The sequence below is a fragment of the Microvirga sp. P5_D2 genome (assembly GCF_054049475.1).
This window is the reverse complement of record NZ_JBFUMH010000020.1, coordinates 35,300-51,844: the sequence shown is the minus strand read 5'-3', so window position 1 is coordinate 51,844 and position 16,545 is coordinate 35,300. Positions and strand designations below refer to the sequence as shown.

Here is a 16,545-nt window from a genome sequence, read left to right as displayed (position 1 = left end):
GTTCCGCAAGGAGGAAATCGGTCGTGCAAGGACTGTTCCCGTGTCGGATGATGGCCATGAACAACAGGCGGTTGTAGTCGCAAGTCGCTATGGTGATCGGCGGAAGATGGTGCTGCGCGTCCATGAACATCTCCTTGGGAACGGTCCTCCTGCAGGAGCGCGCCTGCGCGTCCGAAGGAAGACCAGACATGACGTCCTGACATGCGCGAACTGGCGCATGCAACGGCTCGACGATGGATGGAGATAGACTTCATGTCCCCGAGCGCCGGCGACCAAAGCGGTCCAGCCGGATCTCGGGGCTTACTTGCCTGCTTTGAGGCAGCCCGCGTGCGCAAAGAAGCGAAGGTTTTTCACGAATGTGTTCATGACATCTACAAGATAGCCATGTTGCCCGGGAATGCAAGCTTGCGGGCGGCGCAGGCGTTCACGTGAAGGGATACGAACTCCGCGAGGATAGTGGCAGGATGCAGCCTGTTCCGGATCGACGCAGTCCTCGTCGGGATATTGCGCTGCGGAACAGAAGCGGCCATTAAGGCTGCTCACCGACAACCTTCGCGCATCGCACCAACACACGGGAGTGAGATCAATTGCATGCAGCCTCCATGCTGGACCAGGCCCTGACACGCCTCGACGAAGCCGCCCGGCACCTCGACCTCGACGCGGACGTTCTCGAAAAGTTGAAGTACCCGCGTGAGACCACGAAGGTCCGCCTGATGATCCGCATGGACGACGGCTCGCGCAAATCCTTCATGGCATGGCGCTGCCGTTATGACGATACGCGTGGACCGACCAAAGGCGGCATCCGCTTCCATCCGGACTCGACCATGGAGGAGGTGGAGACGCTCGCCTTCTGGATGACCTTCAAGTGTGCGGTGATGAACCTGCCCTATGGCGGCGGCAAGGGCGCCGTACAGGTCGATCCCCACACCCTGTCGAAAGCCGAGCTGGAGCGCCTCTCGCGCGCCTACGTCCAGGCATTTGCCAAGATCATCGGGCCCGACCGGGACATTCCGGCACCCGACGTTTACACCAACTCGATGATTATGGGCTGGATGGCCGACGAGTACGCCTCCATCGTGGGAGAGGCGACACCGGCGGTGATCACCGGCAAACCTATCGCTCTTGGCGGCTCGCTCGGGCGTAACGACGCGACCGCCCGTGGCGGCTACTATCTCGTCCGACGGCTGGCACGGCAACTCGGATTGGAGCCGGGGGCACGGGTTGCGATCCAGGGCTTTGGCAATGCCGGTCAGCATATAGCGCGGCTGCTTGGAGCAGACGGATACAGCATCGTGGCGGTCTCCGACTCGAAGGGGGCGATCTACTGCCCGACGGGCCTCGATGTCGGCAAGCTGCTCGCAACCAAGGAGCAAGGGAGCGTCACGAGACTTGCCGGGGCTGATGGCATCTCAGCTCTTCCTGCCGATGAACTCGTCTGTGTCGATTGCGATCTGCTCGTGCCCGCCGCCCTGGAGGACATGATCCATGAGGGCAACGCCACCGGCGTGAWGGCCCGGGTCATCCTCGAACTCGCCAACGGTCCTGTCACGCCAGAGGCTGACGAAATCCTGGCCACCAAGAACATCGTCGTTCTGCCGGACATCCTGGCGAACGCGGGTGGCGTCACGGTGTCGTACTTCGAGTGGGTGCAGAACCGACAGGGCTACTATTGGCCCGTCGAGGACGTGCATGCGCAGCTGCAGACGATGATGGAACGGGAAGGGGATGCCATCTGGGCACTCGCCCAGGATAAAGGCATCATCCTGCGCAGCGCCGCCTACGTGCACGCGCTCTCGCGGCTTGCGGGTGCCATCGAGGCGCACGGCACGCAGCAGTTCTTCGCGACCTGACGCCCGGAACGACACCATCATGAAACCACCGCCCCGATCACGGGGCGCGGGCGGACCGCAGCGTCAAAACAGCGCTACGGTCAGTCTCCCGCGCGCCCTGTCGAAACTCGGATTCTGCTCCCGTACTCAAGCCGAAGCCCTGATCATGGAAGGACGCGTACGCGTCGACGGCCGGGTTGTCCGCAACACGATGGTTCGGGTCGACCCCGGCCGCGCTCGCATCATCGTCGACGGCGAGACGGTCGTGCCCGAGCGCAAAGTATACCTGATGCTCAACAAGCCGCGTGGCCTCGTTACGACCCGCGACGATCCGCACGAGCGGGCGACGGTCTATGATTGCCTGGAGGGGTTCGATCTCCCGTTCGTTGCGCCCGTGGGCCGTCTCGACAAGGCGAGCGAAGGCCTGTTGCTCATGACCAACGACACGCGCTGGGCACAGCGTGTGCTGGACCCTGCATCGAATGTCGAGAAGGTCTATCACGTACAAATCGACCGCATGCCGGATGAGGCAATGCTGGAGCGCCTTCAGGCGGGCATGGTGCTCGATGGCGAGCGCATGGTCGCAAGGTCAGCCAGCCTGCTCCGTGCCGGTGCGCGAAATGCATGGCTCGAAGTGGTACTGAGCGAGGGCCGAAACCGCCAGATCCGTCGCCTGCTCGGTGCAGTCGGGGCGGAGGTGCTCCGCCTCGTGCGCGTCGAGGTTGGTGGATTGCGATTGGGTGATCTACCGCGGGGAGCGGTCCGGCCACTCACGCCGGCCGAGAAGGCGATGCTGGATGTTCCGGTCCGCGCTGTCCCGGGTGCGCTCAGTGCTCAGCGCTGAATCCCGGCCATTTGACATAAGGGCCAAAGTTCAGCATGAACCATCCATCATGCCGAGCTTCGTACCATTCCGTCGTGGCCTGCACCGAGCAGGGAATCTGATCGCGGGAAATTAACCCCGAGCTCAACACGCACCCGAGCTCGGGGACCAAAGGCGCCTGCGCACCCCATCCAACAGCATTGATCGCCCGGCGTCCGGTTTGCAGTGGCGCTTGATCGTGCTTTGAGCCAACCGGCACCCCCACCAGTCCTGTCCGCAACCAAGCTTGCGTCGTGATGGGATCGAGCGGGCGAGTTGCCGATCTAGGGATTCGAGGTTGCATCGGTGTAGACCGACCAGCTTCAATCCGGCTGTCGGGCGCGCGCGAATGGGTCACCTCCAGACAAATCCATCCGCTGATGCCCACTGTTGTGGCCATCCCCGCTGATACCTTTTCGCCACCTCTCACGTGGCCAAGGGAACCATCATGAACAGAACCGAAATGAAGAATGACCACTCGCCCATCCATGGCCGCATCACCGGCCCGATCGTGATGATCGGCTTCGGATCAATCGGCAAAGGCATGCTGCCCCTGATCGAGCGGCATTTCGAGTTCGACAAGGACCGCTTCACGGTCATCGATCCCAGCGACAAGGACCGCGGCATGCTCGACGTGCGTGGAATGCCGCTCATCAACAAAGCCCTGACGCCGGATAACTACCGTGAGATTCTTACGCCGCTGCTCACGGAAGGCGGCGGGCAGGGCTTCTGCGTGAACGTGTCGGTGGATACCTCTTCTCGCGACATCATGGAACTCTGCCGAGAGATCGGAGCGCTCTACATCGATACCGTGGCCGAGCCCTGGGCCGGCTTCTACTTCGACAAGAGCGCCGGCCCCGAGGCGCGCACCAACTACGCTCTGCGCGAGATCATCCTCGAGGCCCGCCGCAAATCGCCGGGCGGCCCCACAGCGGTGAACTGCTGCGGCGCCAATCCCGGCATGGTGTCCTGGCTCGTGAAGCAGGCTCTCCTCAATGTCGCCAAGGACATCGGCCTCGATCACCAGGAGCCGAAGTCCCGCGAGGAATGGGCAGAGCTCATGCAGCGCGCTGGCGTGAAGGGCATCCACATTGCCGAGCGCGACACGCAGCGGGCCGAACACCCCAAGCCTATGGGAGTGTTCGTAAACACATGGTCCGTGGAAGGCTTCGTATCGGAAGGTTTGCAGCCGGCGGAGCTCGGCTGGGGTACGCACGAGAAGTGGATGCCGGAAAACGGCCGCACGCATGACAGGGGCTGCGGTGCCGCGATCTACCTGCTCCAGCCCGGCGCGAATACGCGTGTTCGTTCATGGTGCCCCACGCCCGGCCCGCAATACGGCTTCCTGGTCACGCACAATGAGGCGATCTCGATCGCCGATTACTTCACCGTGGGCGACGGCGACAAGCTCGCCTATCGCCCGACTTGCCACTACGCCTATCATCCGGCGAACGATGCCGTGCTTTCGATGCACGAGATGTTCGGCAATGCCGGACAGGCGCAGGAGAAGCACCACATCCTGACGGAGAACGAGATTCGGGACGGCATCGACGAGCTCGGCGTCCTGCTCTACGGCCATGACAGGAATGCCTACTGGTACGGCTCGCAGCTCTCCATCGAGGAGGCACGCAAGCTCGCGCCATACCACAACGCCACCGGACTTCAGGTGACCTCCGCGGTGCTCGCCGGCATGGTCTGGGCGCTGGAGAACCCGGATGCCGGCATCGTTGAAGCCGACGACATCGATTTCCGTCGCTGCCTCGAGGTGCAGACGCCTTATCTGGGATCGGTTGTCGGCGTCTATACGGACTGGACCCCGCTCACCAACCGCCCCGGCTTCTTCCAGGAGGACATCGACGCCTCCGACCCATGGCAGTTCCGGAACGTCCTCGTCTCCTAACGGCGCCTCACATCAGAATATCAGCATGGCCTGGCACAGCCATCTGCCGGGTCATGCTGATATTGAAGCTGCCGGCGGGACGCCCTGAGTTCCCGGCCGGCAGTGTGGAGTAACAATACCAATTCCCATGCGATGTGGCACAATACCTTAAATACGCATTTGAAACCATGATGGTTGTTAGACGACGACCTTCGAATACCCGTCTGTCAGGTGTGATCAAGGCTTCTGATATTTTACATTTGCCGAAGTACTTGAATATAAACTTTTGATGCTTACGTATGTATTGTCATGATTACTTCGCATCATATCCTCGTCCTCCGTGGGGTCCGCCTTCTCGCAGGCCGCTGAGCCCCGGACTCAGGCTGGCGCCTCGCGCCGCCGTCGTCCGGGGTCATGACACATCTTGCAAAGTCGAATTCAGCAAGCCCGATCCCGGGTGAATGCGGGCGTTTGCCTCACGGCGCGTCCGCAAGCCCAGGTTGGCGACGCAAAGGAGGATTCCCATGATCGGAACCATCAACTTGCCGCCAGTCACCGTCACGACGCACGACTACAACCGCCTCATGTCCGTCGCGGCCATGGAGGGAAAGCGGCACAGGCCGCATCGCGAGTTCTTGCTATCGGAGCTGCAGCGGGCGTCGCTCTGCCATCCCCACGCGTTGCCTGAGGACGTGGTTTCGACCAACGCGAAGGTTACGTACCGCCTCGACGGCGGTGGAAAGGCGAGGGCGCATGTCCTGGTCTATCCGGAGGACCTGCTCTGGCCGGGCGCGGAATTGTCCGTGCTGACGCCCTTGGGAATCGCTCTGCTCGGACTTCGCGTAGGTGACCGTATGCCTTTCCGAACGAGCCGGGACGGACCGGTGCAAGAGGTCGTTGTGGAGGATGTCCGTTTCAGGCTTCTGCCGGATGAAGCTGACCCTGCTCGTGGTGCGCCCCATCGATCGGGCAACGGGGACAACAACTCGCGGGACGATCTCGACCGTCGTCTTGACGATGCCCTGATGGAGACCTTCCCGGCCAGCGATCCGGTTTCGATCATCGTCTGCGGACGGTCCTGACGCCAGTAACCAAGTCGATGGAATGGCAGGGGCCAACGGGCGGACGGCGCAAGGTGACGGTGCAACGGGTGCGTTTCCAGCCCGAGCGCATGGCCGGCATCAGCGCCTGAACCCAGAAACACAACATACCGCAGTAGCAAGCTCCCAAGCAGCTAAGGAGAAGAGGCATGAAAGCCGAAAACAAAATCGCAGCCACCGGAAAGTCGCGCGATCGCCAGCCACGCGAGGCAAGGGAAGGCGTGGTTCGGGCGTGGGCCCCGCAACCCAACCCGCTGACTCGCGAGGAAATCCGAAAGCTCGTGATTGACCAGATCGGGTAGCGGCGGCTCGCCTGCAGCTGCTAGCCTGCGACGGACATACACGAAACTCCGCCCCCGAAACCACAGGAGACGAACCCATGCACATACTAGCGGCGACGGACTTCTCGACCCGCTCGCAGCGGGCCGTGCGGAGGGCTGGTCTACTGGCACGAGACAGCGGCGCCGAGCTCACCCTCGTGCACGTCGTGGACGACGACCAGCCGTCGGACCTGGTCGCGCTCGAAAGCCGCGAGGCTCAGCGGATCCTCGGCGAGCAAATCGGTGCGTTGGYCGAATTGCGCGGGCTCCCGTCGCGGGCTCTCGTCGTCGCGGGCGACCCTTTCGACGGCATCCTGCGCGCCGCCTCGTCGACGGCGGCGGATCTCATCGTCATGGGAGCCCACCGCAAGCAGCTCCTGCGCGATATCCTCGTCGGAACGACCATCGAGCGCGTGATCCGCACGGGTCCGGTCCCAGTCCTGATGGTGAACAGGGAGGTGGAGCAGCCCTACCGGACGGCCCTGGCCCCGGTCGACCTGTCCGAACCGTCCGTGAACGCCATCAGGACCGGCATGGCGCTGGGGTTGTCCGGCGGTGCCCGGCTTGCGCTCGTCCATGCCTTCCTGCCGCTGGCGAAAGGACAGATGTTCTATGCCGGACTGAGCCGGGAGACCATTGACGGATACGTGGCCGATGAGGGTCTGCGGGCCACCAAGGAGCTGATCGCGTTCCTGGAGGCGAACGGGCTCGATGGTTACGGGCAGTCGATGCGCGTGGATGAGGGCGCCCCGTTCGAGGTGATATCCAAGGTCGTGGAGCAATCGAGCCCGGACGTCCTGATCATGGGAACCCACGGCCGCACAGGCATCGTCAAAGCGCTCCTGGGAAGCGTGACCGAGGAGGTCCTGCGGTCCCTCGACGTCGACATCCTCGCCGTTCCGCCAACCCGATGAGGTGACGGCTCGCCCGGGATGCGACTTCGGATGCCCGGCCGGATCGTTCATGCCGATGCTCCTTCCTGTCCGGTTTCATCCCCGAGGGATAAGGTCCTCCTCCGCCTCCGCTGCCGGAACGTCCCTGCTGCCCTCCGAGCGGTCGCGGTAGAGCGCTGCCYGGACGAGTAGCATCAAGGTCACCGGCGTGGTCACGGTGACGAACACACCAATCAAAATCTCGTGCACGATCGGCCGCGCCCCGGTCACGCTGAAGAACAGGGCTGATCCGGCCAGGATGCTTGCCATCCCCAAGGTCGTGCCGAGCGTGGGCGCATGGACGCGCGCATAGAAGGAGCCTAGCCGCAGCAGCCCGAGCGATCCGATCAGGGTGAAGACTGAGCCGACCAGCACGAGAAGGGCGGTCAGCAGCGCGGCCCAGGCCGGCAGGTTACCTGCTGCGTTCATTCGATCACCTCTCCGCGCATGAGGAACTTGGCGAGCGCCACGGTCGAGACGAACCCGAGAAGGCCGATGATGAGCGCAGCCTCGAAGTACAGGGTACTGCCGGTGCGGATGCCGAAGGTGACCAGCATCAGCATGGCATTCGCGTAGAGGAAGTCCAACCCGAGGATCCGGTCCTGGGCGCGCGGACCGGTGATGATGCGGTAGGTTGTGCAGCACATGGCGAGCCCCAGCAGGACTTGGGCGACAGTGATGACCCATGTCAGGATGAGATGGCTCATTCGAAGATCTCCATCAGCAGCCGCTCGTAACGGTTCTTTATGGTGCGGATCCACACGTTCTCGTCGACGAGGTCCAGCACGTGCAGCAGCAGGGTTCCCTTGGTGGCGTCATAGTCCACCCAGATCGTACCCGGGGTCGACGTAATGATGATGGACAGCACTGCAAGCCCATGGCGGCTGCGCATGTCGAGCGGGATTGTCATGAAGCCCGCGCTCACCCCAGGCTCGCGGGAGCTGACGATGATCCGCCCGACGGCTAGGTTGGAGCGCAGGATGTCGGCTAGAACCAAGCCCGCAAGCCGCAAGGCCGCTCCCGGGCGGCGGATTCTGGCCTTCTCGGGCCGCAGGGACGCCATTGCCCATGACGCCAGCACGGCAAGGATACTTCCCAGGACGACTTGACCGGCCGAGATGCTCTGATTCAACAGTAACCAGATGGCGAGCAGGGCGGCTGAGAGCAGGGGGTAAGGGAGGAGCCAGTTCATGGGGTGCCTCGTCCCTGGACCGATCCGACCCGCTCCGCCGACAGCACGCCCGTGACGTAGCCTTGCGGAGCCTGTAGGGCCTGTGTCGTCGCTTCCATGTAACGCATCGCCGGCCCGCCGCCGATGGTGAGGCCTAGGGTGAGCAGCAGGAGGGCGAGCACCGGGGCCATCTCGATGATCCGCACCCGGGGAACGCTGTCGTCCATGCGGGCCCAGAAGGAGCTGATGCCGGACCGCGTCATGGCAATCAGCGTTGCAAGCCCCGACACCGTCAGGAGGCCGATCATTGCCCAGGTCGAAGCCTGAACAGTGGCGCCGTCCGTTTTCAGCATCGTTGCCATCAGGGCGAATTTGGCGATGAATCCCGAGAAGGGCGGCAGGCCTGCCAGGAGCAGGGCGCAAGCGATGAAACTTCCGCCGAGGATGGCGATCGTCGCCGGAATGGCGATGCCGATCTCGTCGGCCAAGCCCTCTTCGCCGCCTTCACCATAGGCCTCCATCGTGACGGCCAGGACGTCAGCACCGGGGTCGCGGATGCGCTCGACCAGTTCGACGAGCAGGAAGAGGGCGGCGATCCCCAAGGTGGAGCTGACCAGATAAAACAACGTGGCGCCGATGACCGCCCCGTCTCCGGTGCCGATGGCGGCGATCAGCGTTCCCGACGAAATGAGGACGCTGCACCCGGCGAGGCGGGACAGGGTCTGTGAGGCCAGAACGCCGACCGTGCCGAACACGATCGTCAGCATGCCACCGACGAGCAGCCATTGACCGCCGAATCCGGCAAGCGGACCCGCCTCCGGGCCGAATACCAGCGTCCAGAGGCGCAGGATCACGTAGATGCCGAGCTTGCTCATGATTGCGAACATCGCGGCCGCAGGTGCGGAGGAAGCCGCATAGGTTGTCGGAAGCCAGAAGTTGAGCGGCCACGCCCCCGCCTTCATCAGGAAGGTGGCGCCGAGCACCGCCGCCGCGGTCGCCATGAGCGCGGCATCGCCAGGGGCGAGGTCGGGAATGCGCTTGGCGAGGTCCGCCATGTTGAGCGTACCGGTGACGCCGTAGGCCAAACTGGCACCGATCAGGAAGAGAAAGGACGCCGTGAGGTTGATGGCGATGTAGGCAAGACCCGCCCTGACCCGGACGATCCCGGCCCCGTGCAGGACGAGGCCGTACGAGGCGGCGAGCAACACCTCGAAGAACACGAAGAGGTTGAAAAGGTCTCCGGTCAGGAAGGCGCCGTTGAGCCCCATGAGCTGAAGCTGAAAGATCGTGTGGAACCGCGGCCCCGCGCGATGCCAGCGGGCGAGCGAAAACAGCAGCGAGGCAAGGCCGAGCACGCTTGTCAGCACCAACATCAGAGCCGAGAGCCGATCCAACACGAGCACGATGCCGAAGGGGGCCGGCCAATTGCCTGGTTGATAAACCGTCATAGCCGATCCGTCTGGCCCAACCGGGGGCAGGTCGGCTTGGCGCAGCAGGATGATGGAGACGATCAGCAAGGCAACTGTAGTCGCGACCCCGATCGCGCCCTTGAGAATGCGATGGCGCTCATCGAGAAGCAGCATCACGGCCCCGGAGACCAGCGGCAGTAGGATCGGCACAATGATCAGGTGATCGGGTAGGCCCGTCATTGTGCGTCCTCCCGGCCATCCACGTGGTCGGTGCCCGTGAGGCCGCGCGAGGCCAGCAGGACGACAAGGAACAGGGCCGTCATAGCGAAGCTGATGACGATGGCGGTGAGGACCAGCGCCTGCGGCAGCGGATCGGCGTAGAGCGTCGGGTCGACAGTCGTTGTGTCCTCCAGGACCGGCGGCGCCCCGACCCGGAGTCGGCCCATGCCGAAGATGAATAGGTTGACTGCATAAGAGAGCAGGGACAGGCCGATGATGACCTGGAAGGTGCGGGGCCGCAGCAGGAGCCACACTCCCGAGGCGGTCAGGACGCCGACCGCGAGCGCGAGAATGAGTTCCATCATGCATTCTCCTTTGTCGTGGCGGGAGGTGGGGCAGGCATAAGCGGGCGCGCGGCCCGCGGGGTTCGGACTGATTGGTGCGCCAGGGCGATCAGAATGAGCACCGTGGAACCCACCACGACCGCGAAGACCCCCAGATCGAACAGCAAGGCGGTGGCGGCGGGCACCTTGCCGATGCCAAGCAGCTCCAGATACTGGAAGTAGGAAGTCAGGAACGGGTAGCCGAACAGCCAGGCCCCCATTCCGGTGAATGCCGCGCAGAGCAGGCCGAGGCCCGTCCAGATGAAGGGAAGGATCTTCAGCCGCGCCTCGATCCAGCGTGTTCCGCCCGCCATGTATTGCAGGATCAGAGCAATCGACATCGTGACCCCTGCCGCGAAGCCTCCACCCGGGAGATCGTGCCCGCGCAGGAAGAGGTGGATGGCCACCACGATGATTACCGGGAACAGCCACTGCATGATCAGCCCTGGGATCGCGAGGTAGCCGGCCAAGGTATCGCCAACGGCACGGCCTGGGCTGGCCCTGTCATGGGCATCCTGCACCTTTTGCTGCTCGGGCGCGCCCACACTTTCCGCTGCAGGGCGAAAACGGCGCAGGAGCGAGAAGACCGTGATTGCCACGACGGCGAGTACCACGATCTCGGCGAATGTGTCGAAGGCGCGGAAATCGACCAGGATGACGTTCACGACGTTGCGGCCGCCGCCCTCCGCATAGGCGTTCTCGACGAAGTAGCGCGAGATGGTGTCGGGGAGCGGCCGCGTGAGCATGGCGTAGACGATCAGCGCCATGCCCGCGCCGGCCGCGACGGCGAGGGCCAAGTCCCGCCCCCGGCGCACCCTTGCCTGGAATCCGGCGGACAGGCCTTCTCCCGCAACCTCGAACCGCTTCGGCAGCCAGCGCAGGCCGAGAAGGATCAGCACTGTCGTGACGATCTCGACCAGAAGCTGGGTGATGGCGAGGTCGGGTGCCGAGAACCAGACGAAGGTGATGCAGGTGACGAGCCCGGCCCCGCCCAGCAGACTCATGGCCGCTAGCCGGTGATACTTGGCCTGGTAGGCCGCGCCGATGGCGCACAGGCTGCCGACGATCCAGAGCAGGAGGAAGGCGGGGTCGAATCCTGTGGCTGGCCGGGAGCCCGCCTCAAGACCTTGCCGATAGAGCGGCCAGAGCGCCGCGAGCACCGCGAAGGCCACGAGCAGTCGAAGTTGCGGCTGAAGGCGCTGGGTGCCGAACAGGCGCTCCAGGGAGCGCGCCCATTTCCATGACAGGGTGACGAGCACGCGCTCGAAGATGCGCTGGCCCTTGAGGCGACGCACGATGGGAGGACCGTCGATGCCCTTGGCGAGATGCCGCTGCAACAGCCAGTACAGGATGATGCCGCCGCCCAGGGCGATCATGCTCATGAGCAGGATCTCGTTGAAGCCGTGCCACACGGCCAGACTGTAGGATGGAGTATCGGGCCCCAGGACCGAGCGTACCGCCGTGGCGAGGAAAGGCTTTATGGTTATCGCTGGAAGAATGCCGACGAGCAGGCACACCAGAACCAGGACCTCGATGGGGAACCGCATCCAGTGCGGGGGCTCATGCGGCGTGCGCGGCAGATTGGTTGGGGGCGGTCCGAAGAACACGCCATGGATGAAGCGCAGGGAGTAGGCCACACTGAAAGCGCTCGCCAGCATGGCGAAGTACGGCAGGGAGTGGTCGAGAACCGAGTCGACATGAAACGCCGCCGCTTCGGCAAAGAACATCTCCTTGGAGAGGAAGCCATTGAGCAGGGGCACCCCGGCCATGGCGGCCGCTGCGACCATCGCCAGGGTGGCGGTGATCGGCATGAACCGGAACAGGCCGCTCAGGCGCCGGATGTCGCGGGTGCCGGACTCGTGGTCGATGATGCCGGCCGCCATGAACAGCGACGCCTTGAAGGTGGCATGGTTGATGGTGTGGAAGATCGCCGCGACGGTGGCGAGCGGGCTGCTGAGCCCAAGCAGGAGCGTGATGAGGCCCAGGTGGCTGATGGTGGAGTAGGCCAGCAGACCTTTGAGGTCCTGCTGGAAGATGGCTGCATAGGCTCCGAGAACCAGTGTGCAGAGGCCGGCCGACACCACGATGTAAAACCAGGCTTCCGTGCCGGACAGTACGGGCCAGAGCAGAGTGAGCAGGAATACGCCGGCCTTCACCATCGTGGCCGAGTGGAGATAGGCCGACACCGGCGTGGGTGCCGCCATGGCGTGCGGGAGCCAGAAGTGGAATGGGAACTGGGCGCTTTTGGTCAGGGCCCCCAGCAAGACCAGGATCAGGGCCGGCAGGTAGAGATTGCTGTTGCGGATGCGATCTCCGGAGGCGAGCACCTCGCCCACGTCGTAGCTGCCGACGATGTGCCCAATCAGCAGGAAACCGGCAAGCAGGCATAGCCCGCCTGTGGCCGTGACTGTGAGCGCCATGCGGGCGCCGTCCCGCGCGCTGGCGTTGTGGTGCCAGTACCCGATGAGCAGGAACGAGAACAAGCTGGTCAACTCCCAGAAGAAGACCAACTGGATCAGGTTGCCGGACAAAACGATTCCCAGCATTGCGCCCATGAAGGCGAGCAGGAACGCGAAGAAACGCGGCACCGGATCGGCGGGCGACATGTAGTAGCGCGCGTAGAGCACCACCAGGAAACCGATCCCCGTGACCAGCATGGTGAACAGCCAGGTCAAGCCGTCCATGCGCAAGGTGAAATCAAGGCCGAGGGACGGCAGCCACTCCATACTGACGCGCAGAACGCCGCCATGGTGAATGGCTGGATATTGGAGGGCCGTCAGGACGGCGCAGCAGAGGGCCGTGATACCGGCCAGGACGGCGGCGCCATTCCTAGCATCCTGGCGCAGGACGGCGGCGACGAGGCTCCCGAGGAAGGGAAGGGCGACGATGGCCAGGAGGGACATGCCACTGGACATGGTTTGAGCTATCTCCTTCCGGGTGGGGAGCGCGGATGAAACTCCAGTTGGGGGCTATGCCGCCCAATATGGTCGACGGGGATACCCGAAGCAACGGCAGTTCCGGTAAAACATCGCAGGTCTCTTTTGCCTGCAGGGTGGCAGGCGATGCCGCGTTACAGATTTCTCGAGGAGGAAAAGCCAGGACACCGCCGGATGATGGACGCACGCTGAGACCATCCGAGGATAGGACCGGCGTTTGCTCTAGGATGGGGGCAGAAGCTTTCCCGCGAGTGCGAGCCGCAGCGTCCGCAGCGCGATCCAGCCGATCACTAAGTTTGCACCGATGAAGAGCGGAATGGCCAGGATGGAAATCGGTCCGGTCTGTCCTCGCTCGACAAAGCGCAGGGCTGCGAGCGGCAGGGCGGAGACGCCGAAGGTGTAGGCCCACGCCGCGGGCGAGAACGGCTGCTGCCGGAGCCAGGGCACGAGGCGCAGCATGACGAGGGCCTGGAGCAGCGCATACCCGAACAGCATTTGGACGAAGCGGTCCGGACGCCCGTCGGTCACCGCGAGGTACGCAACCGATCCGACGGCAGGGGTCGCAAGGTGCAGGCCCATTGTGGCGCGCAGGGCTACGGGCAGCGTATGCGTCATCAGGCGGTGGAGCACGATCGATTCCAGCACGACCATCGACAGGAAGCCTGCGCCGAAGAAGAGCAATCCGGCTTCCGGGTAGCCGAAGGAGCCGCACGCGATCGCACTGACGAAGCATCCGCCGACTGTGGGCATATACAGGGTCGGGGTGGTCGCGTCCGTGTGGCGTCCGCCCTGCCACAACTCACCGACGACCCAGGCGCTGAACACGACTTGGCTTGCGACGCCGAACACGAACATCGTCCAGGCGGTTGCAGGCAGGTATGGGGCGACCGCGATGCTGGCTATGAGAGTCGCCACGGGCACCAGCGCGATGAAGAAAGCCTGGATCGGATGCCTGAGTTCGGCGAGAGCCTCCTCGCGCGAGGTCGCCCATTTCAGGACGTACATTACCAGCCAGACCAGCCAGACGAGGGCGGCGGCTAGAGACAAGGCCTCGCCGATGAATGTGGGAGCGCTCCACACCCGGGCTGCGGCGCGCCATCCGTTACCGAGCCCGCCCAGGCCGAGGACCATTCCAAAGAAGGTCGCTGGGACAATGGGTAGTGACAGGAGACGCGTTGAGCGCGCGCGGTTGCTTTGTGTCATGTCCTGCATGGCGTCAGATCAGACAAATCTCTAATGACATGATTGATGGCGCCTGTCGTGTCGACGTCTGTCGAGGACATCTCATATGAAAAATCAGTGCAGGGACTGACGGTTTAGCCGCGGGAATTCATCGTATCGGAGGAGGGCGGTCTGTTCCTTGCCGCCTGTTGCGGGACGGCGAAGCGGCCTTCCTCTGCCTTATGAAAGTATTGGCTTGCGACCAACATGCCCTTGGTGGGGCGGATCGGCGGGATGCAGATCAGGAGCAAGAACGGCAAGGACGTGAGCATGTGCACCCAGAAAGATGGCTCCCAGGTTGTCTCGACCCACAAGCCGAACGCCGCTGCCGGAATGCCCATGATGATCATGATGAAGAAGGCCGGACCGTCCGCCGGATCGGCGAATGAGAAGTCGAGGCCGCATGCCTCGCAGCGAGGCGCAAGGGTCAGGAAGCCGTTGAACAGACGGCCCTTGCCGCAACGGGGGCACCGGCACGTCAGGCCATGCTTGAGGATGGCCTCCTTCGCCGAGGGATTCATGGTCATGTCGGATCCTTCTGGTCTGCCACCCGGACGCCCGGGCATTGTCCATGTATGGATTGACGATCCATACAAATTATAATAGCCTTTACTAATCAGTAGAGTAAAATGTCTAGCATATCTGCTTATGCAGAGACGTTGCTCCATCTCATGTAGGTAGCGGTTGAACCATACATTCGCCAGACAAAGAGGTCAAGGAAACGTGTTGTCCTGGATGCCGCAGTTCAAGAACGGGGGCGGGCCCAAGTACCTGGCCATCGCCGAGGCTTTGCTCGCCGACGTGCAGTCCGGCCGGCTCAAGCCGGGGCATCGCCTGCCGCCGCAGCGGCAGCTCGCCAAGGAGCTGGGGATCGACCTCACGACCGTCACCCGTGCCTTCAACGAGGCGCGCCGGATGGGACTGATCGAGGCGAATACGGGGCGGGGCAGCTATGTGCGCGGACAGGTGCCGGTGCACGGCAATCCCATGTCTGCCGGCTTGCCGGTAATCGACCTGAGCATGAACATGCCCCCGCAGCCGCCGGCGGCTAAGCTGCGTGAGCGTATTCAGGAGGGGATCGCAGGTGTTCTCTCGTCACCGCACGGGCTCATGCATCTGCATTACCAGGAGAGCGTCGGCGCGAGGCCGGACCGCATTGCGGCCGCCCAGTGGCTCGGCGCGCGCTTGGGGCCGGTTCCGGTCGACCGCGTTGTGGTGACCGGTGGGGCCCAGACGGCGCTCTATGCCGTCGTGCGGGTGCTGGCAGGGCCGGGTGATGCCATCTGCGTGCCTGATCTCACTTACCCGGGCCTAAGGGCGATTGCCGAGCAGCTCAGGGTGCGGCTGGTTCCGGTGGCTCTGGATGGCGAAGGGATTGACCCGGCCGCGCTCGAGGAGGCGTGTGGGCGCGAGAAGCCAAAGGCGGTCTACTGCGTTCCGACCATTCACAATCCGACGACCGCGACCATGTCCGACAAGCGACGCGAAGTTCTCGCCGAGGTGGCGCGCCGCTACGGCATCGCGATCATCGAGGATGACGCTTACGGGGCGCTGCCCCGACAGGCTCCGGCACCGATCACGGCGATCGCGCCCGATCTCACCTGGCACATCGCCACCCTGTCCAAGTGCGTGACGCCCGCCCTGCGCACGGCCTACGTCGTTACGCCGACGCTAGCGGACACCCTGMGCCTTGCGGCGGAGATCCGTGCCATGTCCCTGATGATGCCGCCCCTCATGGCGGCGCTGGCCTCGAAATGGATTCTGGATTCCACACTGGACGCCATCACGTCGGCGATCCGCGAGGAGAGCGCCGCCCGGCAATCCATCGCACGTCGGGCACTGCAAGCGCACGAGTTCCAGGCGCACCCGGAAGGACATCATCTATGGCTGACCCTGCCGGAGCGCTGGCGTCGGGCCGACCTCAATCTTTATGCGCGGCAGTCGGGTCTTGCCTTGGTGCCGAGTGAGGCCTTCGCAGTCGGGCCTGCACCGGATGCCATTCGCGTCTCCCTTGGCGCGGCGCAGAACCAGCCAGTGCTGGAACGGGGACTCAGCCTGCTGGCGACGGTCCTGTCGCACGGCCCAAGTGCCCTGTCCTCAATCGTGTGACGTCCATGAAGTGCGGGCACCGTCGCATCTTGGGTCAGGATGAGCGGAAATGGGGTGAGGCGAAAACGAGCTCGCTTCCGTTTTTCCGAGGGACTCAGCCACATCAGGTCAGGCCCCGTATCTTCAGCCTATTGATCGAGACGGAGATGCCACATCACCAGAAGTAAGAGATGCT

The 16,545-nt window shown here is 63.7% G+C and carries 16 protein-coding genes; 7 read left to right on the top strand and 9 right to left on the bottom strand.

All coding sequences use genetic code 11. From position 1 onward, the window contains the following. Nucleotides 1-300 precede the first annotated feature (300 nt). Nucleotides 301-543 (bottom strand): hypothetical protein, encoded by a 243-nt coding sequence (locus tag ACXJKO_RS08840; protein WP_457090713.1) that lies wholly within the window; start codon nt 541-543, stop codon nt 301-303. A gap of 44 nt (nt 544-587) precedes the next feature. On the opposite strand from ACXJKO_RS08840, the gene ACXJKO_RS08835 reads away from it, so the two are divergent. The 6 genes from ACXJKO_RS08835 to ACXJKO_RS08810 all read left to right on the top strand — a co-directional run bounded on the left by ACXJKO_RS08835 (nt 588) and on the right by ACXJKO_RS08810 (nt 6,904). Beyond that, nucleotides 588-1,850, top strand: coding sequence for a Glu/Leu/Phe/Val family dehydrogenase (locus ACXJKO_RS08835; protein WP_457090712.1), 1,263 nt, complete (start codon nt 588-590; stop codon nt 1,848-1,850). 19 nt (nt 1,851-1,869) lie between these two features. After that, on the top strand, nt 1,870-2,673 hold the full coding sequence (locus ACXJKO_RS08830; protein WP_457090711.1) for a pseudouridine synthase: 804 nt from the start codon (nt 1,870-1,872) through the stop codon (nt 2,671-2,673). A 466-nt stretch (nt 2,674-3,139) separates the two neighbouring features. After that, nucleotides 3,140-4,591, top strand: coding sequence for a homospermidine synthase (locus ACXJKO_RS08825; RefSeq protein ID WP_457090710.1), 1,452 nt, complete (start codon nt 3,140-3,142; stop codon nt 4,589-4,591). 503 nt (nt 4,592-5,094) lie between these two features. Next, complete coding sequence (locus ACXJKO_RS08820; RefSeq protein WP_457090709.1) at nt 5,095-5,652, top strand: GreA/GreB family elongation factor; 558 nt, start codon at nt 5,095-5,097, stop codon at nt 5,650-5,652. A gap of 167 nt (nt 5,653-5,819) precedes the next feature. Further along, entirely contained in the window at nt 5,820-5,972 is a 153-nt protein-coding gene (locus tag ACXJKO_RS08815) for a hypothetical protein (protein WP_457090708.1), read from the top strand. A gap of 77 nt (nt 5,973-6,049) precedes the next feature. Beyond that, on the top strand, nt 6,050-6,904 hold the full coding sequence (locus ACXJKO_RS08810) for a universal stress protein (RefSeq protein WP_457090707.1): 855 nt from the start codon (nt 6,050-6,052) through the stop codon (nt 6,902-6,904). 75 nt (nt 6,905-6,979) lie between these two features. On the opposite strand, the gene mnhG is transcribed toward ACXJKO_RS08810, so the two are convergent. From mnhG to ACXJKO_RS08770, 8 genes are all read right to left on the bottom strand, one after another. Beyond that, nucleotides 6,980-7,351, bottom strand: a complete 372-nt coding sequence (mnhG, locus tag ACXJKO_RS08805) for a monovalent cation/H(+) antiporter subunit G (RefSeq protein WP_457090706.1) — start codon at nt 7,349-7,351, stop codon at nt 6,980-6,982. Next, entirely contained in the window at nt 7,348-7,629 is a 282-nt protein-coding gene (locus tag ACXJKO_RS08800; protein ID WP_457090705.1) for a K+/H+ antiporter subunit F, read from the bottom strand. The genes mnhG and ACXJKO_RS08800 overlap by 4 nt, the downstream gene beginning before the upstream one ends. Beyond that, nucleotides 7,626-8,114: a Na+/H+ antiporter subunit E gene (locus ACXJKO_RS08795; RefSeq protein WP_457090704.1), complete on the bottom strand. Its 489-nt coding sequence runs from the start codon at nt 8,112-8,114 to the stop codon at nt 7,626-7,628. The genes ACXJKO_RS08800 and ACXJKO_RS08795 overlap by 4 nt, the downstream gene beginning before the upstream one ends. After that, nucleotides 8,111-9,742: a monovalent cation/H+ antiporter subunit D gene (locus ACXJKO_RS08790; protein WP_457090703.1), complete on the bottom strand. Its 1,632-nt coding sequence runs from the start codon at nt 9,740-9,742 to the stop codon at nt 8,111-8,113. Before ACXJKO_RS08790 ends, ACXJKO_RS08795 begins: the two co-directional genes overlap by 4 nt. After that, nucleotides 9,739-10,083 carry a Na+/H+ antiporter subunit C gene (locus tag ACXJKO_RS08785; protein ID WP_457090718.1) on the bottom strand — a complete coding sequence of 115 codons (345 nt, stop codon included), beginning with the start codon at nt 10,081-10,083 and terminating at the stop codon, nt 9,739-9,741. The genes ACXJKO_RS08790 and ACXJKO_RS08785 overlap by 4 nt, the downstream gene beginning before the upstream one ends. Beyond that, nucleotides 10,083-13,019, bottom strand: coding sequence for a monovalent cation/H+ antiporter subunit A (locus ACXJKO_RS08780; RefSeq protein ID WP_457090702.1), 2,937 nt, complete (start codon nt 13,017-13,019; stop codon nt 10,083-10,085). Before ACXJKO_RS08780 ends, ACXJKO_RS08785 begins: the two co-directional genes overlap by 1 nt. 243 nt (nt 13,020-13,262) lie before the next feature. After that, nucleotides 13,263-14,243: a dicarboxylate transporter/tellurite-resistance protein TehA gene (tehA, locus tag ACXJKO_RS08775; protein WP_457090701.1), complete on the bottom strand. Its 981-nt coding sequence runs from the start codon at nt 14,241-14,243 to the stop codon at nt 13,263-13,265. 113 nt (nt 14,244-14,356) lie between these two features. After that, a complete protein-coding gene (locus ACXJKO_RS08770; protein ID WP_457090700.1) occupies nt 14,357-14,788 on the bottom strand; it encodes a DUF983 domain-containing protein in 432 nt (143 codons plus the stop codon). 208 nt (nt 14,789-14,996) lie between these two features. On the opposite strand from ACXJKO_RS08770, the gene ACXJKO_RS08765 reads away from it, so the two are divergent. Further along, nucleotides 14,997-16,370, top strand: a complete 1,374-nt coding sequence (locus tag ACXJKO_RS08765) for an aminotransferase-like domain-containing protein (RefSeq protein WP_457090717.1) — start codon at nt 14,997-14,999, stop codon at nt 16,368-16,370. Nucleotides 16,371-16,545 lie beyond the last annotated feature (175 nt).